This is a genomic window from Blastomonas sp. RAC04, assembly GCF_001713435.1.
Classification (GTDB): domain Bacteria; phylum Pseudomonadota; class Alphaproteobacteria; order Sphingomonadales; family Sphingomonadaceae; genus Blastomonas; species Blastomonas fulva.
In genome coordinates, this window is record NZ_CP016460.1 from 1,906,046 (window position 1) to 1,931,515 (window position 25,470).

General features: G+C 62.5%; 13 protein-coding genes. 4 read left to right on the forward strand and 9 right to left on the reverse strand.

The annotated features are described in order from the left end of the window. The first annotated feature begins 19 nt into the window (after positions 1-19). The 3 genes from ppc to BSY18_RS09890 all read left to right on the forward strand — a co-directional run bounded on the left by ppc (position 20) and on the right by BSY18_RS09890 (position 6,207). Positions 20-2,722 carry a phosphoenolpyruvate carboxylase gene (gene ppc, locus BSY18_RS09880; protein ID WP_069050485.1) on the forward strand — a complete coding sequence of 901 codons (2,703 nt, stop codon included), beginning with the start codon at positions 20-22 and terminating at the stop codon, positions 2,720-2,722. 129 nt (positions 2,723-2,851) lie between these two features. Beyond that, positions 2,852-4,324, forward strand: coding sequence for a UxaA family hydrolase (locus tag BSY18_RS09885; RefSeq protein WP_069050486.1), 1,473 nt, complete (start codon positions 2,852-2,854; stop codon positions 4,322-4,324). 104 nt (positions 4,325-4,428) lie between these two features. Beyond that, the gene (locus BSY18_RS09890) at positions 4,429-6,207 is read left to right on the forward strand and encodes an IlvD/Edd family dehydratase (protein WP_069050487.1); all 1,779 of its coding nucleotides are present in this window, start codon (positions 4,429-4,431) and stop codon (positions 6,205-6,207) included. Between the two features lie 73 nt (positions 6,208-6,280). Here the strand turns inward: BSY18_RS09890 and BSY18_RS09895 are convergent, their stop codons facing one another. From BSY18_RS09895 to BSY18_RS09910, 4 genes are all read right to left on the reverse strand, one after another. Further along, the gene (locus tag BSY18_RS09895) at positions 6,281-6,481 is read right to left on the reverse strand and encodes a hypothetical protein (RefSeq protein WP_069050488.1); all 201 of its coding nucleotides are present in this window, start codon (positions 6,479-6,481) and stop codon (positions 6,281-6,283) included. 35 nt (positions 6,482-6,516) lie between these two features. Next, positions 6,517-6,945, reverse strand: coding sequence for a hypothetical protein (locus BSY18_RS09900; protein WP_150126254.1), 429 nt, complete (start codon positions 6,943-6,945; stop codon positions 6,517-6,519). A gap of 295 nt (positions 6,946-7,240) precedes the next feature. After that, positions 7,241-7,420, reverse strand: a complete 180-nt coding sequence (locus BSY18_RS09905) for a hypothetical protein (RefSeq protein ID WP_069050490.1) — start codon at positions 7,418-7,420, stop codon at positions 7,241-7,243. 110 nt (positions 7,421-7,530) lie between these two features. Continuing rightward, a complete protein-coding gene (locus tag BSY18_RS09910; protein ID WP_083231409.1) occupies positions 7,531-8,898 on the reverse strand; it encodes an EAL domain-containing protein in 1,368 nt (455 codons plus the stop codon). Positions 8,899-9,037: 139 nt separating this feature from the next. On the opposite strand from BSY18_RS09910, the gene BSY18_RS20635 reads away from it, so the two are divergent. Further along, complete coding sequence (locus tag BSY18_RS20635) at positions 9,038-9,652, forward strand: tyrosine-type recombinase/integrase (RefSeq protein ID WP_083231635.1); 615 nt, start codon at positions 9,038-9,040, stop codon at positions 9,650-9,652. Positions 9,653-10,081: 429 nt separating this feature from the next. Here the strand turns inward: BSY18_RS20635 and BSY18_RS09915 are convergent, their stop codons facing one another. The 5 genes from BSY18_RS09915 to BSY18_RS09940 all read right to left on the reverse strand — a co-directional run bounded on the left by BSY18_RS09915 (position 10,082) and on the right by BSY18_RS09940 (position 25,310). Then, a complete protein-coding gene (locus tag BSY18_RS09915) occupies positions 10,082-10,930 on the reverse strand; it encodes a DsbA family protein (protein ID WP_083231410.1) in 849 nt (282 codons plus the stop codon). 35 nt (positions 10,931-10,965) lie between these two features. After that, complete coding sequence (locus BSY18_RS09920) at positions 10,966-11,448, reverse strand: hypothetical protein (protein WP_069050493.1); 483 nt, start codon at positions 11,446-11,448, stop codon at positions 10,966-10,968. Between the two features lie 25 nt (positions 11,449-11,473). After that, entirely contained in the window at positions 11,474-13,972 is a 2,499-nt protein-coding gene (locus BSY18_RS09925; RefSeq protein WP_442856576.1) for a DUF7933 domain-containing protein, read from the reverse strand. A 578-nt stretch (positions 13,973-14,550) separates the two neighbouring features. After that, complete coding sequence (locus BSY18_RS09935; RefSeq protein WP_069050496.1) at positions 14,551-22,236, reverse strand: DUF11 domain-containing protein; 7,686 nt, start codon at positions 22,234-22,236, stop codon at positions 14,551-14,553. Between the two features lie 227 nt (positions 22,237-22,463). Next, complete coding sequence (locus BSY18_RS09940) at positions 22,464-25,310, reverse strand: beta strand repeat-containing protein (protein ID WP_069050497.1); 2,847 nt, start codon at positions 25,308-25,310, stop codon at positions 22,464-22,466. Positions 25,311-25,470 lie beyond the last annotated feature (160 nt).

Below are 25,470 nucleotides of genomic sequence, written 5' to 3' on the forward strand. Positions count from 1 at the left end.
TGCAGCGCAGCATTGGGCCATGGCAGACATAGATACCACCCCGCCCGCCCCCATCAGCCAGAACCCCGATATCCGCTATCTTGGCCGGATCCTGGGCGACGTCATCCGCGCCTATGGCGGCGAGAAGCTGTTCCGCCAGACCGAGTACATCCGCTCGGCCAGCGTCGACCGGCACCGCGGCGTTGCCGGCGCCGATGGCATCGACACCGGTCTCGATTCGCTCAATCTCGACGACACGCTCGCCTTTGTGCGCGGATTCATGCTGTTTTCTATGCTCGCCAATCTCGCCGAGGACCGGCAGGGCATGGCGCAGGAGACCGGTGCAACCTTGGCAGAAGCGGTCGAGCGGCTGCGCGAACATGGCATCGGCGATGCCGCGATCACCGACCTGCTCGAGCACAGCCTGATCGTTCCGGTGCTCACCGCGCACCCCACCGAAGTGCGGCGCAAGTCGATGATCGACCACAAGAACCGCGTTGCCGATCTGATGAAGATGAAGGATGCGGGGCTCTACCACACCCCCAGCGGCGACCGGATCGACGAGGCGCTGCACCGCCAGATCGCTCTGCTGTGGCAGACCCGTCCGCTGCGCCGCGACCGGCTGTTCGTCGCCGACGAAGTGGAGAATGCCCGCGCCTACATGCAGGACGTGTTCCTCCCCGCGCTGCCGATGCTCTATGCCCGCTGGGAGCGCGTGCTGGGCCACCGCCCGCCCGCGTTCCTGCGGCTGGGCAGCTGGATCGGCGGCGACCGCGACGGCAACCCGTTCGTCACCGCCGATGCGCTGCGCCATGCGCTGGGGCGGCAGTGCGAGACCGCGCTGGTGCATTATCTCGACGGCGTCCACGCGCTCGGCCAGGACCTTTCGATCGCCACCGGGCTTTCGAACACCCCCGATGCGGTGCTGGCGCTGGCGGAAGCCAGCGGCGACACCTCGCCCAGCCGCGCCGACGAACCTTATCGCCGCGCGCTTGCAGGAATCTATGCGCGGCTGTGCGCCACGCATATCCGCCTCACCGGCAAGCAGCCGCCGCGCCCCTCGATGCTCTCGGGCGAGGCCTATGCCAGCCCCGCCGAGCTGCGGCACGATCTGGCGGTGCTCGCCAACGGGCTTGCCAGCGATGGCGCGGGAATCCTGGCGAGTGGCGGCGCGCTGGGACGGCTGATCCGCGCGGTTGAAATCTTCGGCTTCCACCTCGCCACGCTCGACCTCAGGCAGAACAGCGACGTCCACGAGCGCGTGGTGGCAGAGCTGCTCAAGGTCGCAGGCGTGTGCGCCGATTACGCCGCGCTGGACGAGGCGGCCCGCGTCGCGTTGCTGCGCGCCGAGCTCGGCCATGGCCGCCTGCTGATCAACCGCTGGCACGATTACAGCGAGGAGACCGCCAAGGAGATCGCGATCGTCGAGGCCGCCGCCCAGGCGCATGTCGATTACGGGCCGCAGGCGATCACCGCGTACAACATCAGCAAGGCCGAAAGCGTGTCCGATATGCTCGAGGTCAACCTGCTGCTCAAGGAAGCCGGGCTCTACCGCCCCGGCGGCGATGCCGGGGCCGCCCCGCAGGCTGCTATCATGGCGGTGCCCTTGTTCGAGACGATCAGCGATCTCGAAGCCGCACCGCAGGTGATGCGCGCTTATTTCGCGCTTCCCGAAATCGCAGGCCTGGTGAAGGCGCGCGGCTATCAGGAGGTGATGGTCGGCTATTCGGATAGCAACAAGGACGGCGGCTATCTCACCTCGACCTGGAGCCTCAACCACGCCAGTCGCGCACTCGCCAAGGTGTTCGCCGATACCGGGATCGCGATGCAATTGTTCCACGGCCGCGGCGGTGCGGTCGGGCGCGGTGGCGGATCGAGCTTTGCCGCGATCCGCGCGCAGCCCAAGGGCACGGTGCAGGGCCGCATCCGCATCACCGAACAGGGCGAGGTCATCGCCGCGAAATACGGCACGGTCGAAAGCGCCGAGCTCAACCTCGAGGCGATAACCTCGGCCGCCCTGATCGCGACGCTCGACCATGATGATCTGAGCGAAGCCGATGAGGCGCGCTTTGCCGCCGCGATGGACATGATCTCGCGCGATGCCTTCCGCAGCTATCGCGAGCTCGTCTACGGCACCGAGGGGTTCAACCAGTTCTTCCGCGCCGCCACCCCGATCACCGAGATCGCCGGGCTCAAGATCGGCTCGCGTCCGGCAAGCCGCTCCAAGAGCCAGCGGATCGAGGATCTGCGCGCTATACCCTGGGTGTTCAGCTGGGCGCAGGCGCGGATCATGCTGCCGGGATGGTATGGGGTCGGCCAGGCGCTGCAGGGGCATACCGACAAGGGCCTGCTCACCGCGATGGCGCAGGGCTGGCCGTTTTTCCAGGCGCTACTCGGCAATATGGAGATGGTGCTGGCCAAGTCCGACATGGGGATTGCGCGCCATTATGCCGGGCTGGTCCCCGACGAAAAGCTGCGCGAGCAGGTCTTCGGCGCGATCACATCGGGCTGGAACGCAGCGCACGACAATCTGCTGAGCATCACCGGTCAGTCGCGACTGCTCGCGGACAATCCCGCGCTAGATGCCTCGATCCGGCTGCGGCTGCCCTATATCGAGCCGCTCAACCTGCTGCAGATAGAGCTGATCAAGCGCCACCGCGCGGGCGAGGCCGACGAGCGTATTCCCGAGGGCATCCAGCTGTCGATCAACGCAATTGCCACCGCGCTGCGCAACAGCGGCTGAGGCTCGCGCGGCTCTGCGCCAAGGGGCTCGCAATAATGGACGGCTTGCGCCAGACTGGCGCGAAGACCGGCCCATTGGATTGAGGGAAGTCCGCTTGCATCGTTCTGTCGCCTCTGGCATTCGGGTTAGATGATAACGCTATCATCACTCCATATCCATGCCGCTGACGGGGTGGGCGTGGCCTTGCGCGATCTCGCCGCGGGCGAGCCTGCGCTGGGCATCACGACGGGCGCCGCCATTCCGCGCGGTCACAAGTTCGCGCTGCGTGCGCACCGCGCGGGCGAGGTTGTCACCAAATACGGCCAGCCCATCGGCGTTGCGACCTCCGCCATCGCGCCGGGCGATCATGTCCACAGCCACAATCTGGTCACCGCGCTGGATGGCGAGATCGCCTATATGCCCGGCGCCTCGACCACCGCAGGAACCCGGGCCAGCGACCCCGCGACCTGGCAGGGCTACCACCGCGCTGATGGCAGGTTTGCCACCCGCAACGAGATCTGGATCCTGCCGACGGTGGGCTGCGTGGCGGTCACCGCCGAGCAGGTCGCGCGCGATGCCGGCGCGCGCCATGCAGGCCGGGTTGACGGCATCCACGCCTTTACCCACCCGCACGGCTGCTCGCAGCTGGGCGATGACCTCGGCGGGACGCGCGCCGCGCTGGCCGGGCTCGCCGCCAACCCCAATGCGGCGGGCGTCCTGCTGCTGGGGCTGGGCTGCGAATCCAACCAGCTCGACGCGCTGATCGCCAGCGTGCCCGAAGCCGCGCGCGGCAAGGTGCGGATGCTGACATCGCAGGCGGTGGGCAACGAGCTCGACGCGGCCGCCGCGCTGATTGACGAGCTGGTCGACCAGGCGGCAGCCGCGCGTCGCGAGCCCTGCCCGCTGTCGGCGCTCACCGTCGGGCTCAAATGCGGCGGGTCCGACGGCCTGTCGGGGCTCACCGCCAACCCGCTGCTCGGCCGTTTCGCGGACCGGCTCGCGGCGGCGGGCGGCACGCCTGTGCTTACCGAAATTCCCGAGATCTTCGGCGCCGAACACGCGCTGCTGTCGCGCGCCATCGACCGCCAGACATTCGAGGCAGGCGCCGCGTTGGTCAACCGCTTCAAGCGCTATTTCCTCGATCAGGGGCTGCCGGTTTCGGAAAACCCCTCGCCCGGCAACATCGCAGGCGGCATTACCACGCTGGAGGAAAAGTCGCTGGGTGCGGTGCAGAAGGCGGGACAGGCGCCGCTGGTGCATGTCGTGGATTATGGCGAGGCAGCTCCGCCGGGTGGGCTCGCGCTGCTCGAAGCACCGGGCAACGACGCGGTCTCCTCCACTGCGCTCGCAGCGGCGGGATGCACTATGGTGCTGTTCACCACCGGACGCGGCACGCCGCTCGGCTTTCCAGTCCCCACCGTCAAGATCGCCTCGAACGCCGCGCTCGCCGCCGCGAAGCCGCACTGGATCGATTTCGATGCCTCGATCGCGCTGGAAGACCCCGAAGCCGCCGACCGCCAGTTCCTCGCCACGCTGCTTGCCATCGCCAGCGGCGCGCGGACCGCTGCCGAGAAGCAGGGCCAGCGCACGATCGCGATCTGGAAGCGCGGCGTGACGCTATAGGGCTTGTGCAACGCCCCTCGCGCGGTGCATGGTAGCGCAATCATGAAGCGATGTCGGCGCGGTGCGACCGGGATAACCGACACGTCACTGGAGAGTTTGAAGGCATGGACAGACAGCCAAAACGACCGTTCCGGTCGCGCGAATGGTTCGCTGCGCCGGGCAGGAGCGACATGGCCGCGCTCTATCTCGAGCGGTTCATGAACTATGGCCTGACCCCTGCCGAGCTGATGTCCGGCAGGCCGATCATCGGCATCGCGCAGTCTGGCTCCGACCTCTCGCCGTGCAACCGCATCCATCTCGATCTGGCGCGGCGGGTGCGCGAGGGCATCCGCGATGCCGGCGGCATTCCGATGGAGTTCCCGCTGCACCCGATCTTCGAGAACTGCCGCCGCCCCACCGCCGCGCTCGACCGCAACCTGGCCTATCTGGGGCTGGTCGAGATCCTCAACGGCTATCCCATCGATGCGGTGGTGCTGACCACGGGCTGCGACAAGACCACGCCTGCGCAGGTGATGGCCGCCTCTACCGTCGATATTCCCGCGATCGTGCTGTCGGGCGGACCGATGCTCGACGGCTGGCACGAGGGCGAGCTGGTCGGATCGGGCACGGTGATCTGGCGCAGCCGCCGCAAGCTGGCCGCAGGCGAGATCGACGAGGCCGAGTTCCTGGCGCGCGCCACCGACAGCGCGCCGTCTGCCGGGCATTGCAACACCATGGGCACCGCTTCGACGATGAATGCGGTGGCCGAGGTGCTGGGCCTTTCGCTGCCCGGCTGCGCAGCGATCCCCGCGCCCTATCGCGAGCGCGGGCAGATGGCGTACGAGACCGGCAGGCGTGCGGTCGAGATCGCCTATGAAGACCTGCGCCCCTCGCAGATCCTCACCGAGGCCGCGTTCCGCAACGCCATCGCTGCGGTCACCGCGATCGGCGGTTCGTCCAACGCGCAGCCGCATATCGTCGCGATGGCGCGCCATGCCGGCATCGAGGTTACCGCGCAGGACTGGATGCAGGCTTATGAGCTGCCGCTGCTGGTCGACATGCAGCCCGCAGGCCGCTTCCTCGGCGAGCATTTCCACCGCGCAGGCGGCGTCCCCGCTGTCCTGTGCGAACTGCTGGCGGCGGGCGTGATCTATGGCGATGCGCTGACGATCACCGGCCAGAGCCTGGCCGACAACCTTGCGGGCCGACAAAGCCGCAACCGCGAGGTGATCCGCGCCTATGATACGCCGCTGATGGAGCGCGCTGGCTTTCTGGTGCTGCGCGGCAACCTGTTCGATTTTGCGATCATGAAGACCAGCGTCATCGGCGAGGACTTCCGCAACCGTTATCTCTCGCGCCCCGGTGCGGAGAACATCTTCGAAGGTCGGGCGATCGTGTTCGATGGATCGGACGACTATCACCATCGCATCAATGATCCCGCGCTGGGCATCGATGCCGATTGCGTGCTGGTGATCCGCGGCGCAGGCGTGCTCGGCTGGCCGGGATCCGCCGAAGTCGTCAACATGCAGCCGCCCGACGGCCTGATCCAGCAGGGCATCATGAGCCTTCCGACGCTGGGCGACGGTCGCCAGTCGGGCACGTCCGACAGCCCCTCGATCCTCAACGCCTCGCCCGAGAGTGCGGCAGGCGGCGGGCTGTCGTGGCTGCAGACCGGCGATATGATCCGCGTCGATCTCAACACCGGGCGCTGCGACGCACTGGTCGACGAAGCCGAGATCGCCCGGCGCAAGCAGCACCTCCCCTCCCCGCCGATCCCGCCCAGCAACACCCCATGGGAGGAGCTGTACCGAGAGAAGACCAGCCAGCTCGCCGATGGCGGCGTGCTGGAAATGGCGATCAAATATCGTGGCACCTCGCACAAAACACCAAGGCACAACCACTGACATGCGCGTGCTGCGGAAGTCGGCGTACAGCAGGATGCCTCCAGCACCCAATCACTCCAAGGCGACCGCAGCCCTAGGGCTGCAGACGGTGATCGCAAAAACGGTCGACCAACTCAAACCTGATGTTACCTGCGCCGCTCAACGACTTGGCAAACCGTTCAACTGGGGTGATCTCTTCGCCGTTCGTAGGCAGGCGGGCCACGGTGACATGATATGGCGTGGGGTTGGTGACCTTGAGCGCGAAGCCGATGTCTGCGGGAACATCGTTCTTCAATTATGCCTGATAAATTCCTGCAAAAGGCAGTTCGATTAGATAACATTGCGCACGATCCAAGCCGATAACAGCAGATTAACGATCTGCAACACGGCGACAGCGGCGAGAACAACCAATGTCCGCCTGGTGCCGATGATAAATCCGATCTGAAAAAGCCGCGCTTCGCTCCGGAACAATGACATCGCATGACCTATCCCTGGGAGCACTGCATCCTGATCTCGGCGCAGCGCATCCAGCTCCTTGTGCAATGCGAGCGTCAGCGCCTCAAACTGCTCCACCTGTACTTCGCTGGAGCGTCGCTCACCGTTAGCGGCCAACGCATTGCGAATGAGTTCTTCGAACCGTTCCGGGCTGGAATTTGAATAGGCAAGCATATGCGCCAGACTCGAGACATCGTTGCCCGGCAATCTTGCCTGCTCATCAATCGCCGAGCCGGCGCATTGTGAACCGGTGGGCATTCTCACGACAGGTTCTCAACCTCATGGGAGACGTGGCAAATCGCAGATAAGGTCTGAACCAGACCCAAACGCGCGCGCAGTCGCCGCGAACCACACGCCTGTCGACGACCAAAGCGTGTGGCGTTCGGCGGTCGCCTGATGCCGGCAGCATGGCAGGTCGAGATCAATGAAGAGCGGCAGGAGGTGGCTCCTGGTATAGGGGAAGGAAACGCCCCCCTGCCGCCGCGGTCTAGGGACCGCGCTCCGTAGTGCGACCCGACGGAGCCTAACCGGAAAAAACAAGGAACTGTGTGGGTCGCCATCACGGGATGGCTCGCCAGATCGCCCACAGGCCGACCCAGAAGAGAACGCCAACCGGGGCAAAAATTACCAGGCCCCTGAAGAAATCTGTACCGTCGTCGAGATCCAGCCATTGTGAGGCTTCCGCCGAGAGCCCATGTTGCTGGCGCGGATCGAAGCACGTCGTCCGATGAGCGTCCATCGCAGGCGCCTCAACAGGGCCGTCCGGCACATTGACCGGAGGGCATATTCTTCCAACAGCATCTGGGAGCTGCATCCGCAAATCAAGTGGGTTGGGTGGCGCTCGCATGTTCAGGCCCTCTCGCCGACATAGCGGGGAAGCGCGAGCTGACGCCTGAAATGATCAACATTGACATGCCATGCTGCGCCTGTCGCAGGGCACCTAGGTAAGATCCAGCGGGCGGCCCCAACATGCTCACCAGCGCCCCATAGACCGCCTACAACAATCGCGTTCTTGGCCAGCGCACGAGTGTCCACTCCCTCCAGCACGACCACAGGGGCAATGGCCATTGCCACCCCCAGCAGATGCCTCAACAGATCTAGATCGCGGGCACTCTCCAATGTCAGCCGGAGAAACATCGCCTCGATTGTGATGACATCGGGCCGCAGCGCCAGCAGAGAGGCAATGGAGCCATTGTCGTTGCCCATACGCTCAAAAACGATCACACATCCAAGTGCGCGAAGTTCATCCGCCAAGGCAGCGGCAGCGCTTACCGATACGAATGCACAGGTGCCGTCGATCGCGATGAACAGTCGCCGCCCCAACGAGCGGCACGCCCTCAATCGCGCGAGCACCGGTTCCCACCAGCACAACGACTGAAAGGATGACGCAGCCACCGCCACTGCAATAGGGCCAACTTCAGAGCCAGCCAGAAGATCGATCGCCTGCAGCAGCGCATGCTGATCGAAAGCCGCTGTCAGCCCCAACCGATGCATCGCCTTGCGCGACACATCCCACTCCCCCGCCCCGCCGTCCGCCTGCAGGGCACTGAGCATACCGCGGTAGTACAGCGACGTATCGTTCTCCAGGTGGCGGACAGGTTTCCAGGCAAACTGCAACTGGTCGCGGTTCAACTGCTCGTACAATTCCGCAACGATCGCCATGTCGCGTTGGTAGCCATCAAAGCCGTCCAGCCGGGCCATGGCGCAAATCTGTGCACATTCCAGGCGAGCATGCGCTTGGGCAAGCAGGCATTCGCCCGGCACGCCCTGATCCCCGGCCATCGAGCCAGCCGTCAAGGCAGACGCCAGAACATGGACACTCCGGGCGCCGAACGCCAAGGCACGACGCCCTATTGCCGAGCACCAGATCGCAACCTTTTGGCGACACTGGGCCCGGCTGACACCGTCAGTGCTGTCTCTTGCTGCCAGCATGAGATCAAACACACCGGTGGCACGGGAACAGATCTTCCCGAAGACATGTGGATCGCTGGCGATGAAGACCTGCAAAGACGCAAGGACCTGGCTGGACACACTGTCTGCAAAGTCACCACCGTAGACAGAAGCGATCGCCTGCAGATTCCCGATGCGTAACGCGAATGCCTCCCCTTGCGCGAGGTCCTGCGAAAGATCGCTTTCAGCCCGAAGACGGGGGCACGCGACAGCGTGCCAAGCACCGTCAGGCATCGATCCACGCGGCGCTGACCATTCGATACCCATGCTGCCCCTCCGCTCGGAGTGATTCTCCAAGAGGGCAACGAAATACCTAGTTCTGTTACACCTTTGGGTGATTGCGGTTTACGCGATCCGTCTGCTTAAACTAAAGATATTGGCATAGGGAAGAATTGAAATGCAACACATGATCTATGGGCAGAACGGTCAAAGAAAATATCTGACGAGCTCAGAACGAAAAGCGTTTCTGGATACCGCATCAAAGTTCGACAGCACAACAATGACACTATGTTGGGTGATATCGGCAACAGGATGTCGTATATCTGAAGCTCTTTCCCTAACATCCGACAGTATCGATAAAGAGACGAAAACGATAGTTATCGAATGCCTAAAGAAACGAAGGACTGGCGTCTATCGCACTGTGCCGGTTCAGGCAGACCTGATTGACTTACTGTTCCGTGTCCACGACCTTGGTGGTCATGTGGGCCAGGGAAAGCAGGCGCCCAAGCTATGGCCATTCACGCGTGTCACTGCGTATCGCCGTATTCGTAAAGTCATGGAAGCTGCTGGTCTTAACGGCATACATGCAATGCCAAAGGGCTTGCGCCACTGTTTCGGTGTGGCTGCCATACAGTCACAGGTCCCGCTCAATATGGTCCAGCGATGGCTGGGTCATGCAGACATGCGGACAACAGCCATTTATGCTAGCGCAGTGGGGCCTGAAGAGCGCTCGATCGCGCAGCGCATGTGGCGCAATTCAGCGCTCAAGCTTGCTGATGCGTCGATCGACAAAGCAGCCTGAATGACGCGCATTCATAATCAAGCATCACCCGCCTTGCGCATAAATCAGGTGTAAAAAATTGCAAATTATGCTAGAATGCTTGTCAGAGGCAACAGAACTAGGTAAAATGTTTCATCATCAGGTGACGTAAGTTATTATTCTATAATTATATTTTCCGCGATTTTGTTCGGTCAGGCGATGAATGTCTTCAACCCTGACATGAGTGCGGTACTACGTTTTCTCACTGTATGCGACACATTTCTGCGAGGCAGAGGCCCACGGCAGCCACGACCCACCAAGCGGCAAGTCGGCGGATGTGTTTGCTGCGTTGCAAGGATGGATATCGGTACCGATGCCTCGGTGAGTGCCGCTGCCATCTTTGACCAGTGCCCGGACCTGCCGTGCTTGGTCGGCGTCGGCGCCGCCGGGTGGCTAATCCACTGGCTGACTTCAGCCGATGTGCTGCAACAATATCTCCGGAGGCACGAAACCCGGGACGTAGGTTGTGCCGGTTACCAGCACCGGCGTTCCACTGATACGAGCTTGTGTGGCATAAGCCATGTGGTGATCTACGATCGCCCGCGCCTCGCCACTTTGCAGTGCTTTTTCGAACTGTTCCCTGTCCAGGCTGGCAGCGACAATGAGCTCTTCGCGAATGCCATCAGCCGCTTCGGACGATGCGAACGTCTGCTTGAGCCCAAGAAGGTAGTCGTGCGCGGCCTCAAAATGCCCCTGCAACTGGGCAGCCGCCGCAAACTCCGCCAGCCGCTTTGAACCGGCGCCAAGGATGGGCGTGTAAACAAACGCCCAGCGCACGTCCTTACGCGCCGCCTGCACGCCGACGACCGTTTGGGCAGCGAAGGTTTTGCAGTACCCGCAATTGTAGTCGAAAAACTCGACCACAGTCTTGCCATCAGCAGGGCCGATCGCTGGAACCTTGGGATCGATCTTTGCCCGCGCCGCCGCCTGCACGGCCGCCTGAGCCGAAGCTGCCTGGGCATCCTTCGCCTGCTGTTCCTGCTTGGCTTGATCGGCGCGCAAGGCATTTGCCACGAGCTCCGGCTCCTTTTGCAGCAACTCACGGACCGCGTCTTGCACGATAGCGCGCAGCCCGGAAGAATCCGGACTCTGCGGATAGACAACCGTAAATGTCTGCGCTTGAGCGATGAAAGCAAGCGAACCTGCACCTACTAGCAGCACGAGGCGGCCAATTTTATAGAAGTTCATCGCGTAGCTCCTCTCCTTGAGAATCTTCTTCGGCACGAGACCCGCCATGGAAGCGCGGAATACACCGCGCATTGACCTGGCGCCCTCGCTCCAGCCTGCCCAGGCGCTCAGTTGGGCACCGGCCCTTGAACCACGGGCTCGGGGATTATCTGCAGATCCCTCGAATCCTGGGGCGCCATATGCTTCCTGACGGATGCACTGACGAATTCAGATGACATGGAATTCACCGACTCGTGTCGCTCAGTGTAACGCCTAAACAAATCAGGGAAATCCAACGCAGACAGTAGATCATCTGCAACGACGGATTTGTTCAGGGCATTCAAAACCTGCTGCATCATCATTTTTCGCTTTGCAAAATTTCTTTCATCCTGCGAAATAGATGACACAGAAATGTCTTCAATAACTTCAATCAGCGCAGTCTTGAATTTATCAATATCTGCAGCGTCAAGCTCTGCAATCACGGACGCAACCCCGCTATCGCCTGGCTCGGCAGCGAACGTATCTTCAATCGAAACACCGACAAAATCGGCAGGCTCACCCGAACTCCACCCCATGCGTTTGAGCCGCCTCTCGATGATGAAGCCTGCCATCTCGAGTGCCAGCGATGTCTCTGGCTCAATGCGAAAGGTGGGCACCTGCCGAATTCGTGACCGTGAAAACGAGGTTCGCCGTGTCGCCAATGGCGATGCGCGGGACGCTGAAGGCCTTTGTGAGGGTCGGGGATGGAAGCGGTAGGTTGTCGATGACGCAGGAAATCGCCGCACCAGCGACCGGCGTGATGGTCAGACCCAGCGCCGGGTTGAAGGGAGCGGCGCTGGGGAGGCCGGTCTGGACGCCAGTCGCGTCCGAGCAGGTAATCATGCTGGTATACTGGGATAGCATCGAAGCGCTGCCCGTCGACATCGCCTCGGTCAGCGTGTAGGCGGTTCCCGCTGCGCCGGTAAAGACACCCGTTCCGCCGGTTGCGGTGGTGCCGGTTCCGGTGGTGGTGCCGCTTGCTACCTGGCTCCCGCCCACGCCGCCGGTGCGGATCGCAAGGTCGAACTGGTCCGTGGCACTACGGCGTCCGACAGGAACAGACTTGGTGAGCGAGATCGTCGGCGCCCGCGCCGCGTTGGTGACGGTACAGGTCAACGAGGCCCCCGCAACCACGGTAATCTGCGCACCGACAGCGGGGTCGTAAGGGACACCGGTCGGCAATCCGGTCTGGAAGCCATTGGCATCGGTACAGGTGAGCGTGCCCACATATTGCGCCAGATTGGTCGTCCCCGAAGGTCGCTCGCGCAGATAGTAGGTTGTGCCAGGAGCAGCGCTGGAAACCTGCGGGTTGCCGCTCCCGACGCTCGCCCCGGACCCCGCTGTCGTGTCATCGTCGACAGTCGGCCCGGTGAGGCTGCCGGTGTGGATCGACATGAGAAACTGGTTGGAATTGGCGACGCGCGGCGTTGAAAGCGCCTTTCGGAATTCAAGCGAGGCGGTTCGCGGCGTGTTGGCGATGGTGCACTGAAGGGCGGTGCTCGTGCCAGTTGGCAGGGTCAAACCGGTTGCGGGATTGAACGGGATTGTTCCCGGCAATCCGAAGGTAAGACCATTGGTGTCCACACAGGTAATCGTGCTGTTGTACTGTCCGAGCGTTGATCCGCTGCCAGGAGCCATCGCCTCGGTGACCGTGTAGTTCGTGCCGACCACGGCCGTGATTGTGACCGTCCCATTCGTGACTGTCGAACCGGAACCGGCGGTCGTGCTGCTGGCAGCGATCGGGCCGTTTGCGGCATTGCCGGTCCGAATTGACAGTTCAAACTGGTCGCTTTCTGCGGATCGACCGCTCGGCAATGTCTTGATAAGCGTCAGTGTGGCTGGGGCATTTGCATTGGATAGAACACAATTGATTGCAGCCCCGGCGATCGGTGTGATTGCAAAGCCTGTGGCCGGATTGAACGGTGCACCAACTGGCAGGCCGGTTTGCAAGCCATTGCTGTCGGTGCAGGTCAACGACCCCTGATACCGCCCAAGGACCAGCGGGCCCGACCCGGCTTCGGTCAAGGTATAGGTGGTGCCCGCCGTTGCTACGAAAGTCCCGGTGGTGCCACCTGACACCGTGCTGCCGGTTCCCGAGGTCGTGCTGGTGGCGGTCGAATTGACCACCGTCCCGTTAACCCCGCCTGTACGCAAGGCCACGGTGAACTGATCGGCACTGACAACCCGATTAGTGGTCAGCGTCTTGCTCAATGACAGCGTCGGTGCCCTGGGCGTGTTGGCAATGGTGCAGGAGAGCTGTGCGTTCGCAACCAGGGCGGGCGTGGTGTAGCCTGTCGCCTGATTGAAGACGGCGTTACTCGGCAAGCCCGCGGTGACCCCGGCGCTGTCGGTGCAGGTGATCGTGCTGGCATATTGGCCAAGCACAGAGCCACTGCCCGACGCCATCGCCTCCGTAATCGTGTATGCCGTGCCGGAGACGCCGGTGAAGGTGCCAGTCCCGCCCGTCGCGGTCGTCCCGCTGCCGCTGGTGGTGCCGCTGGCGACCACGGCGCCGCTGGCCGACCCGGTGCGGATTGCCAGGTCGAACTGGTCCGCTGCACTCGCGCGCGCACTGGGGAGGGACTTGGAGACCGATAGCGTTGGCGACGGCGTGACTGTGAGATTGGCAGAGGTAGCTGCGTTGGTCAGTCCCCCATCAACGGCGAACGCCCCCGCAGGCACGCTGACTGTGCGCGTCCCAACAGCTGAACTCGCCACCGAGACAGTGATTGTACAGCCGCCATTTGGAATTTGTGTACCGTTGGCCATCGCGACGGTGTTTGATCCAGTCGTGGCTGTGACGCCGGTGCAAGTGCCTCCCGGTGACGCGCCAACTATCGTCATTCCTGCGGGCAGCGTGTTGCTGAACGCGCTGGTGAAGGTCATGGGATAGCCAGTCGTGTTACCTAAGTTGTAGGTCAACGTCGTGGTTGCGCCAGACGCAACTGAAGAGGGCAAAAAAGATACGGCGGCGGTTGGGCGCGGCGCGATAAAAACCGGCCCAACATTAGTAAAAATTCCGGTCGGAGTCGCACCGGTTACCGCATCGATGCAAGTTATATCTTGATCAGGGGTTGTATTGTTAAAGTAAATCATTCTTCTAGTGGCTGGAATTGGGGCAGGACCACCATTAAACCAAAGTGCGTAGGATGGCGTAGTTCCGCTGAAGCTTCGATTCAAGGCGCCAGCTGGAATCGTATGATCTCTAACACTTGTCCCCTGAAACAAGAAATTGAATCCAATGCCACCCGTCGAATTTCCGAGAGCAGCTTGGAATGGATTGTAAGATACTGAGGCAAACCCTTGGTTTCTGTTACTGTTTACCTGATATGTAAATCCAGTAAAGCTTCCCAGAAATGCGCCTGATGTCGGACCAGTTACATTACCAAACCTGTACTCAACCTGCGCTTCTTGATTGGAACCCGTCAATGCTGAGCCTGTATATGTGCATTGGATAGGATTGTTCTGGACAATATTGAAGCTATACGGAGAGCTTGTAGTGTAGTTGTTCTGATTGAATGTAACTGTAAAAGTTTGCGAGTTCGCCGGAGCCGCAGCAAACAATATCGTGCCGAAAGTCGCAAGCAACGCAACGAGCGCCCGCAGCCACGCGGCGACCGCTACAGTGCAAACCACAAGGTGAGCCGCCTTCTTGGCAGCAGTCCAAATTCTGCTCACGCTTTCAAGCCGATCACAATTTCTACAGTATCGACTGCAGCCCACCTCACATCCGGCTGCCCCATACGAATCCGTGCCGGATCGGCACCGCTCTCGCCCAGATACGCAAGGATCGCCTCGCCCCTCGCCACGGCTGTCTCCCTGTCAGCCTCTGGCATGATGCGTAGCTCCACCGACACGCGCGGATCGGCCTTTATCCGCGAGGCCAGCGCCTCGAGCAGCTCGGGTCGATCTTCGCGCAGCGTGGCGGTGCCAGAGACGAATAGGGCGTCGGCAAGGATTTGGGTGCCGACTTGCGCTGCTTCGGCGAGTATTGACGTCGGCTCCTGCATCTCAGCGACAGGTGATCCAGCGCTGCGCGCATGAGGCGACGATGGCCCGATAACCTGGGGCACATCGGCCTCCGGCGCGCTGGCCACCGGCTCCGTCACCAGCGTGGGCGCATCGAGCGCAGAGCGCACGGTTTCGCGCGGGGCGCCAAAGCCCAGCGTGTCTTCGCCAAACTTGAAGCGCATGCGCAGGAACGCGCCCTGGCTGGTGTATTCCCCCGCGCTCAGATCGCGATCGTGGAGGCCGGTGAGGTTGTAACCGCCCGAGATCCAAAGGTTCTTGGTGACCAGATGCCCCAGTTCGACGCCGAAGCTCTTTTCCCACGCGCCGCCGCTGCCGTGCATCACCGCGCCCTGCACGCCGATGTCCCAGCGATCCGACAGGTCGTAAATAACCCTGAGCTGGCCCAACTGGGCGGAATAGCGGCTGTGCAGCAGACCATCATCCACCGTGGAGATTTTTGCTGCAAACCGCCCCATGACGGCAAGGCCCGGCTGCGGGTTGTAGTTGAGGTGCGCCGATAAGATGTCGCTGATATAGGTGCCGGGAAGCAGCGCATCGGACCCGAAACTGCTGCCCGAAAGCGTACCGACCAGAATCTCGCTGCTGCCTCCGCGGATCACTTCGCTGCGGCGCTCGTAACGGGCCAGGCCGTTCCAGACATTGCTGTCTACCGGGCGCCAGGCCACGCCGATCTGATGGCGGGCCAGTTCACGCTCGTTGCCCAGGTTCGCGCCCTTGCCGGTGCTGCTGGAATAGACCGTGCGGGCCAGCATGCTCCAATCGTCGCTGATGCGATAGGCAAGGCCTCCGCTGCCCAGCCAGGTATCGGCATCCTGTGCCAGCCGGGCTTCCAATATGCCCGATGTCTTGAGCCTGGGGGTGAGATATTCAAAGCCGCTGGTGAAGGAGATCGAATCCCCCTGCCCCAGCGCCACCGCGCCATCGGGCTGCGATGCCGCTCCGGTGGCATGGATGTATTCGATACCGCCGGTCAGCCGCAGCCCCTTGGCGACCTCGAAGGTGTTGCGCAGACCGGTGGCATTCTGACCGGTGCGGCCATCAAGCGCATCGGCGATGCGATACTCGTTGTACACACGCCCGTTGCCCAGCACCGTGCTTTCGATGCCGACGATCCCGACATTGCGGCCGGCATTGCCGCTGAGCGTGAAATCGCCATTGAGCGAGGCGTCGAGAACATAGCGCCCGTAGACGCGGGTCTTGCTGTTGACGTCATAGCTGCCGCCGATCGACAGGGTGCGACGGTCGATATCGGCGAGATCCTGTTCGCCTTCCAGATAGACCTGCGCCCGCTTGAGCCACGGCACCTTGGCAGTCAGGCGACCGCGCACCGTGGCAAGGTCCTGTTCCTGGCCGGTGGGAACGACCGGGGTGATCGCCGCGCCATTGCTGCCCGCGCTTGCGGTAAAGACCGACGCCTGGCCATAATCGAACAGCGACGCGGTGGGGCTGGTGGCAGACCCGTAGCGTGCGCCGATCTCGCCTGTCACCGCCGGGCTGAACTGCTTCTGTACACTGGCCATGATGCCCTTGACCGAGTTTGCCCCGGCGGCATCTTCTGACAGTACGCCCTCGGCGCGCACCGCAAGCGTTTCGCTGGCGCGATATTCGATACGCGCGCTCGCCTCGGTGCGTCCGCCGATCATGGTGGAGGCAGGATTGTCGAAATTGTCGGTCGAATGGGCCGCCCGGACACCAATGCCCAGCTTGTCATCCTGATATTGCAGCTCGATCCGCCCGGCACCGCCCGTTCCCTTGAGCGTGGTATCGGTGACCACGGATTCCATCGTCAGAACGGTGTTCTTGCCGATGCGCGCCAATGCGGTCACGCCCGCCAGCTTGCGCTCGTTATCCGGCGTGTTGTCGATCGTTGCCACGGCACCGATCTGCAGATTCTCGCCGACCTTGAGCTGAACATCGGTTCCGGCGACCAGATACTGCTCACCGCCGCTGTCCACCTCATACGTCACCCGGAAGGATTGGGGGTTGAGGTTCGCATCAAGGCTGGCCAGCGGCTGGCGGAACAGGATGCGGCGGGTGAGCGGCTCGATGGTGTAATCGGTGAACCGCTCCAGCGTGGTGGTCTTGAGCACGATGCTGGGCTGGTTGCGGTCGCGGACCAGCAGCTCGATCTTTTCACTGTTTTCTATGAAATTGCCCGCTGAATTCTGGGCATTTGCGCCGCCTCCGCTCAGGAAATACGGGCCGGAAATGCCCCTTGCTGGAAACTCCTCGATCTGCTGGCGCTGCGAGGTGTTGGCGGCAAAGGTAGTGGCACGCAGGCTATTGGTCTGGACCACCGATTTCAGGCCGGTGAGCGTCCGGTTGGTCTGGCTGAGCAGCCGCACTTCCGGGCTCGAGGCTGAGATGAAATCGCCATAGAGCAGGAATGAGCGGTCCCGATCGATGCGGACATAGACGCGCTGGGTGCTCTGCGCATCGAACCCGCGCGACGAGGAATCGCCATAGATGGGATAGAACTCGTCGGGGCGGATATCCCGGAACAACCGGTCGCGGGTCGATTTCTCGGTGTCTGCTGCTGCCGTCAGCAGATATTTGCCAAGTACCGTGCCCTTGAAGAAGAACGCAGCACGCCCTGCCCCGCGGACATCATCGTCGACATTGCCGATCCGCGACAGATCCTGTTCGAACGCGCGCGAGGCCGCATCCTGACCGACCGCAAGCTTGCCCCGGTTGGTGAGGTCCAGGGTGCCCTCGACAATGCCGACACCGATCATCGGCCTCAGCGCGGGTACCAGCACCAGCGTCGCATCCTTCGTGACATTGCCGCCAGACACGCGAATGCGCAGCGTTGTGGGGTCAGATGGCGGCAGCAGGTGGAACACCGCCTCACCGCCCGTTACGAAATGCTGGCTACCCGGCTCGCTGGCATTGAGGTCGTCCTCGACCCAGCGCGCGTTTTCCACCTCCAGCGTAATCTGGATGCGATCATTCACAGCAATCCCGGCGGAATCGACAAGGCGCAGCGTCATCGCGACGGGAGTCTGGCCATCGGCATAGGCGCGCTGTGGCAGGTCGAGTTGCACGTCAGCCAAGCGCCCCGGCGCAGTCACCCGAATTTCAACAGCATCTCCTCGCGCATTTCCGAACGTGTCCTTCGCCTGAAGACGCAGGATGTTCGCCCCCGGCTTGAGCAGCACGCCAATATACTCCCAGGCGGTGGCGTTGATGGACTCCAGTGTCGCCTTCTTGCCGACGCGGTTGAGCGGCTGGTCCTCTCCATTGACCGAAAGCTGCAGGGTCGAACCGGCCTGGCCCTTGACCCGGATATTGGTAACGGCAGCAGGGAGCGTTTCCCCATCGCTCAATCCGATAAAGGCGAGAGTATTATCCAGCGTGGGCAACAGGGTTTCCAGATCAGGGACCGGCCCCGCCGCGGCTGGTGCGACACCGGGCTTTGCCGCTTGGACAGGCTTTGCATCGGTCGTAGCAGGCGACACCGGGGCCGAGCCCGACGCTGCCTCGGCCTGAGCGGGCTTGGGCGAGGATGCGATCGTCGAGGCCGGCACTGCTACCGGTCCTTGAGTCTGGATCTGGCTTTGCTGCTGGGCTTGCGGTTGCACCTGGCCGGGAGCTTGAGTTTGTGCCTGCGACAGCGTGCCGATGTTGCCTGCGCCGCTGCCCACGCCGGAGATGAAGCTGGCGGAGCCACCAGTGGTTGCAGGCAGCGTGATCAGCGGCGCTGCCACGACCTGCTGACTGGCTGCAGGAACGGCCAGGTTGGTGCCGCCAGCGGCAGGCAGCGCCCTGCGGTCACCAACCTGGAAGAGATTGCCATTCGGGTCGAGCCGTGCGCGCAGCGCTGCATCCGCTTCATCATTCTGCGGCTGCAAGTTACGCTTGCGACGCTCTGCCACCTCTGTCATCGCTTCGGGGTTGGCACAGCCGGACAGCGGGAAATCTGCCTTGTGCAGCTCGCCATTCTTCAGATCGACGAAACGGCTCTGCGCATCGAACGCGTTGCGATTGTCGAGCAGCACAGGCTCGGTGCCGCGCGGCAGACTGGTCTGGTCGATCCGGATCACATGCGTGATCGGCTTGAGCCCATAAAGGCTCCATTTGCCCTCCCCATCGGTGACGACGCTGGTTCCATCTTCGAGGAACAACCGCACGCCGGGGACACCAGGGGCGTCTTCGCCGCTCTGACCGATGGCATAGTCAGGCCGTCCCGCCCGTCGGCCGTCCACACCGGGGGCGACGCAGGCCATATAGACCTTGCCGAACACAAAGGCCTCATCCGAGAACACCCCGCCGGTCAGCCGCATGGTATGGGTCGCCACATTGGAGCTGAGCACGCCCGAGGCGGCCGAGGCGCGGTTCACCGCGATTCCGGACGTCGGCGAGCCCACGCCGACCCGGACGCGATAACGCAGCGTGACCTTCTCGTCATTGGCAAGCTTCACCGCCGGAAGGTTCCAAGCAAGGCTTGGCCCACGGCCCCCGGCGGGATCGCCGAGCTGGCCGCCCGGTCCTTCCGACCCGCCACTGATACGCGAAGATCCCGGCACATAGGCAAAACCGGCAGGCAAGGTATCCGAAAAGGCGAGACCGGTGACAGGGAAGCCCGTGCGGTTGTTCAGAACAAGCGCGTAATCGATGAAGTCACCGATTTCGACCTGGGACCTGCTGGCCCCTTTGGACAGAACGAGCCCGCGGATATTGCCGGGATCCAGAGGAACGTGGTTGTTGACCACCTCGCACAGAGACCCGTCGGCATTGATGCCGGCAGTCACGTTGTCATAATGCGTCGTCGGGTCGGCCCCTTGTGGCGACGTGGCGTTGGGAGCAACAGGACCGCAACTGGAGAACGTGCCGGGCGTCACGGTGATGATCTGCGAGGGAGCGACGTAACCGCTTCCGACAGGCGGAGTCACCTTGATGGCATACGTACAAAGACCCGTTACCGGCGGTGACCGCAGATAGAACTGGTACGCTCCGTCTGCACCGGTGGTCATCGACATCGTACCATCGGCGTTGAAGGTGTAGACGCCCGAACTGCCGTTGTAGATCTCATCGGCAACGATCGGGCCAGCAATGCCCGACGAGCAGGACACGCGGCTATAGGTTACCAGTGCCCCCGGGATCGGCGAACGGGTGACGGAATCATAAACGGTACCTGAAGGGTCAATCAGCAGGCTCTGCACGGTCGTGGCAATGGCGGCCACGGTGGTATTGAGCGCGGCATTGACGGTGTTGCTGCTGAATGCTGCTGCCCATGCCTTGTTGACCAGCACCACCGGCTGCGGTGATGCGACCGTCTTGCGAGTAACTCGAACCGTAATCGCCAGCGTCTCAGATTGTCCGGGGCCCAGCGTGCGCGAACCATCGGTCAGGCTCAACGCGACTTCCGAAGGAAGCCGAAAGGGATCGGACGACGCGTTGAGCTCACGGTTGCACACGGCGCGGCCTGTGAAAGCTGCCGAAGGAACAAGTATGCCGCTTTGCGCCCGCACGGGCCCCAGCAACCGCCAATCCGCGATCTGGCTCTGCGGATCATCCATGTTAAACGTGCAGTTAAGGTTGTCGACCACGCGCAGGAAGGGCGCGTTCGATGCACCGGTGTTGGTGACCCGGAAGCTGTAATCGATATCGTAAACGCCGTCTGCCACCCGCCGCGGAAGCGACGCCGACTTCACGAGCGCCAGTGTCGGCGCGGCCAGCGGTACGGGAGTGGGAACGGAGTTGTTGGCAGGATTGCCATCGCCGTCCGGATCGGGATCGACACCATTGGTCGAGACATCCGAAACCTGGGTTGGGCCACCGGCAGAAAGCCCGGCCGAACCTGTGGCACTGTTCAACAGTGTGCCACTGTGCCCCGTGGCATTGATCCGGACGTCAAACAGGACGGTGATTTCTGCGCCAATGGGCAGAACCGCGCCGGGAGCCAGCAGGTCAGCGGCGCCCTGTTGTCCGGTATATGCCGGGTTGACAGCGGCCTGGACGCCATTGGTGGGGGGCGCGGCCAGTCTGCGCGAACCGGGCACAATGCTGTATTGCCCTGCTCCGGGCACGGCCGCGGCGGTATAGGCACCGAACTGGCTGCTGCCGGGCCCTTCCATGACATCCCTGGCTTGCACGTCATACAACCAGGCCGATCCGGAATTCACGATGCGGACACCAAAGGTGGTGCTGACAGTGCCATCCGGGCTGCCGTCGGCACCGCGCCCAGGCTGTGGCGGGGTGGCCCGCTTGGCGAGACCCAGCCGGGCACCACTGGTGGTCAGCACAATGGTGTTGGAGGGGTTGAAGGCCGGCGTCGTGCCATCGGAATAATAGGCAAAGGCCGTGTTCAATATGGTTCCCGTCTGCTCGGGATTTACCAGGACAGCGAACGTCATGGCCGAAGCGCCATTGCGGACAAGGGCTCCCGGCAGGCCGATAGCCACCTCGATTGCCGAGGCATCCTCGATCGTTCGATAGGCAAATGGCGCATCGCCAGCATATCGGAAAAGCCGCATGGCTCCCGCGCTGGCGGAATTCAAACTGCCAGGGACATATTGTGTGCCAACCGGAACGGGATCGCGCACCAACACCAGCGGCATCGGTCGTCCGTTCACGGTGATCGTGCTAGCCCCTGCCCCTGTCACCAAAGTGGCACTGGGCAAGGCATCCGACGCTCCGATGTTGGTGGCCGTCACCGAGAAATCGATGCGGGTCTTGCCGGGCAGAATGTTGCCAGGATAGCTTGCCGACTTTGTCAACTGAATCGCAGGTCCTGTTCCCACCGAGACCGTGTCAACGTTGCTGGCGGATAGCCCTTGCAGCACCGTGCGGGCGGTGAGCACAACACAGGCTGTGCCGGTCGGTGTGGGCGGAAGGACTCCCTGGACCAAAAGGGGGGTCGCTTCCCCTGCCTGCAGCGAGACGGCACCTGCCACGCTAAGCGGGACATCCCGGTCGGCATTGTCGACCACTCCGTTGTTGTTGGAATCGCGAACGACCCTCAACCCGGAAAGGATGATCGGCCCCGCAGTGCAGCCTGGTCCGTTGCCGACGATATTGATCACATAGCCTGACGTCACATTGCCGGTATTGGTCAGCAGATGGCTGAAGGTCACTGTGCTGGAAGGCGGACGCACGAGCGTCTGATCCGCTGTCAGCATCAGGGCTTCGACTACATCGACGCTGGCCTGGACCGGGTTGGAACTGACGGTTTCTTGCTGCGTGAGCCCTGCAGGGACATAGGTAGCCCGGGCGATGTTGACGATGAGGGCGCCGCCGGGGGCAATCTGCGCGCGTGCCGCAGGCGCACCAAAGATGGCGGTGACGGCGAGACCGAAGGCAAGCAGCCACACAATCAATTGCCACATCCGCATGCCAGGCAACGGGTTGCCATGTCGCAGGGTCTGCGTGCGCCAAGCACAAGTGGTCACAATAAAACCTCAAATCAAAATTCGCTGGGGCGTGGCTCGCAAGGGGTCACGCTGCTTCCGCGAGACAGCGTATGCTGTGTCGGGGAAGCAGGCGGCGTATCGAGGGGCAATTCGATACGCCGCTGCCCCCCTCCGCCCGGCAAGCCGGACGGAGGGATAGGACGTCAGTTGTCGATCCTGACAACGAAGTTCAGCGAAACGGTACCCCCTGGAGCCAGGGTGTTGGCCGCGCTGCCGCAGCTCATCGAGGTGCCGGAGGCTGCATAGGTCACTGCCGTGCCGGTGAGACCCGTCGACACACACTGTACCGCTGGTTGAGCGGGGTTCAGCGCAGTGTAGGGAGGAACAGAATCGCTGACCGTAACGTTGGTCACCGGTGCTGCACCCTCATTGGTGGCAACGACATCATAGAAGAGGCACTGACCCGGACGCGCCGTGACCGGATTGGCCGCAAGCGCAGTATCCGGGGTGCCATCGCAGAGAGCGTCAAGCGCCTGCTGCTTCACCACACGGATCTGACCGGTGATGACATTGGCCACGTCCGTGGCGGTTGGTGCACCGCAGTTGGTGTCGGTGAAGGTAGCGACCACGGTATAAGTGGCCGATGCCCCAGCCACGGCATTGCCCGGCGCGAACACCCGAACCAGGATGGCCTGGCTGTCACCGGCAACCAGATCGCTCGTGATCGGTCCAGTCACCAGGGTGTCAGCTGCATCGATCACGCCATTTTCATTGACGTCGAGATACAGCGCCGGTGCTGTCCAGCCTGCTGCCAGTTCAGCGGCAGGTACAGTTGCGCTGAGCGAATAACCGCCATTGCAGCTGAGCGTGCCGAGGTTGGTCAGCGTGTGAGCAAACGTCACCGAACCGCCGGGGGCGATCTGACCCGAGTTATTCGGCGTCAGCGAGGTGACATAGGTCTGCGGCAGGGTAACGATGACGGCATCGGTCAACCTATCCGATGCAATCAGGCCATTGGATGCCACGGTTGCCGACTGCGCCTGGAAGTAGACGGTGGTCTGGGCGGCCGGTGCGATAGCAGGAGGTGTTACGCAAGCGGCAACTTCCACCTGGTTTCCGGCAGGAACGCTGACGGGGCCCGTAAGTGCAGGAGCAGCACAGGTTCCACCGGCGGCAACCAGCTTGAACGTCCAACCTGCCGGCAGGCTGCCCGGGAAGGATGCGGTCTGGCTTGCAGTGATGTTGAAGTCATTAGCAATGGTGTCGTTGTTCCGGATGAACAGCGGGAACACCGTGCCAACGCCAGGCTGCGTGGTGTTGACGAGGGTTGGCTGTGGCGACGGACCAGGTCCAAGGTCGCCATTGGCAACCGAACCGGAGCCGGTGCCCAAAGCCGAGTTCGTCAGGTCAACCAGGCTGCCGATGACCGTGGTCAGGGCAATCTGGGTGGCATCACCGGGAGCTTGGGTCGCAGGTGCTCCAGCCGAAGTGCCAAGCACGTTAGCCGTGAAGCCTCCGCTTCCCACTGTCGCGCTTGCCGGCAGGTTGGCCCTGACAACAATCGTGGTGGAACCGCCCGCTGCAACTGGCCCGGTATCAACATTGGAGCTACCGCCCGAGTTGACCAGCGGCGTCACGCCATCTGCGGCAAAGAAGGTGAACACCGTTCCAGCCGGGAAGGTGCTCGATGCCACGGACAGATCGATCGCATCGGCAGCATTGCCGGTGTTGAAGACCTGCTTGGTGAAGCTGATTGCGGTACCCGGTGCAGCTGAGGCGATGGTGGTCACATCATTTGGACCGGCATTCGGAGTACCCGCCACGGTGTCGCGAGCGGTGAGAGCAGTAGAGCTGGACGAACCGACTGCGAAGCCATAGCTGGGCAGGACGGTGAACGCCGACGGGTTGGAAAGCGAGCCAAGCGTGCCCAGCGAAAGCGTGGTTGCACCTGCCGCATCGACCGGGCTGTATTCCACCGTGTTGGTGGTGGTGCCGGTTCCGATTGCCGCCGTGTTGTTCACCAGGACGACCATCGAGATGGTGCGCGTGGTGTTCACCGGAAGGTTCTGGTCGACAACGGAGATGGTGTTGCCGGCTACCCGATATTCAAGGCCGCCAGTGACCACGCCCGTTTCGTTGAGCGGGGCGCCGCCAGCATTGCTCCAGACCGCCGAGCCAGCCACGTATGTGAAGCCCGAAGGCAGGACGTCCTGCATCGCGAAACGACCGCTCGCGCCGCCGGTGTTGTCGTACCGGATGGTATAAGTGGTGTATTGGCAAGCAGGTCCAGCGGTAATCGTAGCAAAGGTCGTACCGCAGGATGCGGACGACGAACGCTCGCCACCGTTGGAGACGAAGTTCCAGGCACCGCCATCAGCTGCGGCAACGGCCGGAGCACTGATCGACTTGGACACGTTGAACGCAGCCAGGTTCGTCAGGTTGATATTGTCGCGGTTGGAGCTTTGCGTCGATGGATAGGAAGCAAAAACCGGTGACGAGGCATCAACCTGTGCGGACACGGTACCAAAGCTGTACGGCGTGAGCGGGGTGGTGGCATTGGCCGGAATCTGATAGGCGACAACGAACTGGAAAGTGCCGTTGTTGCCCGCCACCGAGCGGTTGTCCACAGTACACGCCGCACCCGTCGCCGGGCTGGGCGAAGTACACAGCGCAGCACCGTCCGGCAAACCATCGCCATTGGCATCGGCAAAGATTTCCACCCTTGCGAACGGTGCGCCGGCATCCGGAATAACGGTGATGTCGAAGACATCGGTACCGTTACCGGTGTTGGTCAGGACGTGCGGCGCATACAGGGTGGAACCTGCTGCACCCGTCTTGGTGTTCTGCACAATCGCAGAGGTCAACGAATTGGTGTTCCCGCCGTTCAGCGTGAAAGAACCGACTTGCTGAACCGTGGTTTGGACGATGTTCGACGTGGCCAGTTGCGGGGTTCCGTTGGGGTCCACATAGCTGGCCGAAGCTTGGTTGCCGATGACGGTACCTGCCGGCGGGGCGGCTGCCCAGGCGGCAAAGCCAAGGGCGCCTGCCATCAGGACACCCCCCGCACTTGTTATGACGAGCCGGGATGTGGCGCCATCGCCACCCCCCCCCCGCCTTCATCCATTTAGATATTGAAGTCACTGCCCTTCTCCTTCTGACGAGGCATGGATTGTCCCGCAAAGACGCGGAAACAATTGCGAAACGGCGCCT

Excerpts from the sequence above, each read along its gene's own strand:
- BSY18_RS09940 (WP_069050497.1), bottom strand. The coding sequence starts at position 25,310 with ATGGCAGGCGCCCTTGGCTTTGCCGCCTGGGCAGCCGCCCCGCCGGCA.
- ppc (WP_069050485.1), top strand. The coding sequence starts at position 20 with ATGGCAGACATAGATACCACCCCGCCCGCCCCCATCAGCCAGAACCCC.
- BSY18_RS09920 (WP_069050493.1), bottom strand. The coding sequence starts at position 11,448 with ATGGCAGGCTTCATCATCGAGAGGCGGCTCAAACGCATGGGGTGGAGT.
- BSY18_RS09885 (WP_069050486.1), top strand. The coding sequence starts at position 2,852 with ATGATAACGCTATCATCACTCCATATCCATGCCGCTGACGGGGTGGGC.
- BSY18_RS09925 (WP_442856576.1), bottom strand. The coding sequence starts at position 13,972 with ATGATTTACTTTAACAATACAACCCCTGATCAAGATATAACTTGCATC.
- BSY18_RS09890 (WP_069050487.1), top strand. The coding sequence starts at position 4,429 with ATGGACAGACAGCCAAAACGACCGTTCCGGTCGCGCGAATGGTTCGCT.
- BSY18_RS09935 (WP_069050496.1), bottom strand. The coding sequence starts at position 22,236 with ATGTGGCAATTGATTGTGTGGCTGCTTGCCTTCGGTCTCGCCGTCACC.
- BSY18_RS09915 (WP_083231410.1), bottom strand. The coding sequence starts at position 10,930 with ATGCGCGGTGTATTCCGCGCTTCCATGGCGGGTCTCGTGCCGAAGAAG.
- BSY18_RS09910 (WP_083231409.1), bottom strand. The coding sequence starts at position 8,898 with ATGGGTATCGAATGGTCAGCGCCGCGTGGATCGATGCCTGACGGTGCT.
- BSY18_RS20635 (WP_083231635.1), top strand. The coding sequence starts at position 9,038 with ATGATCTATGGGCAGAACGGTCAAAGAAAATATCTGACGAGCTCAGAA.
- BSY18_RS09905 (WP_069050490.1), bottom strand. The coding sequence starts at position 7,420 with ATGGACGCTCATCGGACGACGTGCTTCGATCCGCGCCAGCAACATGGG.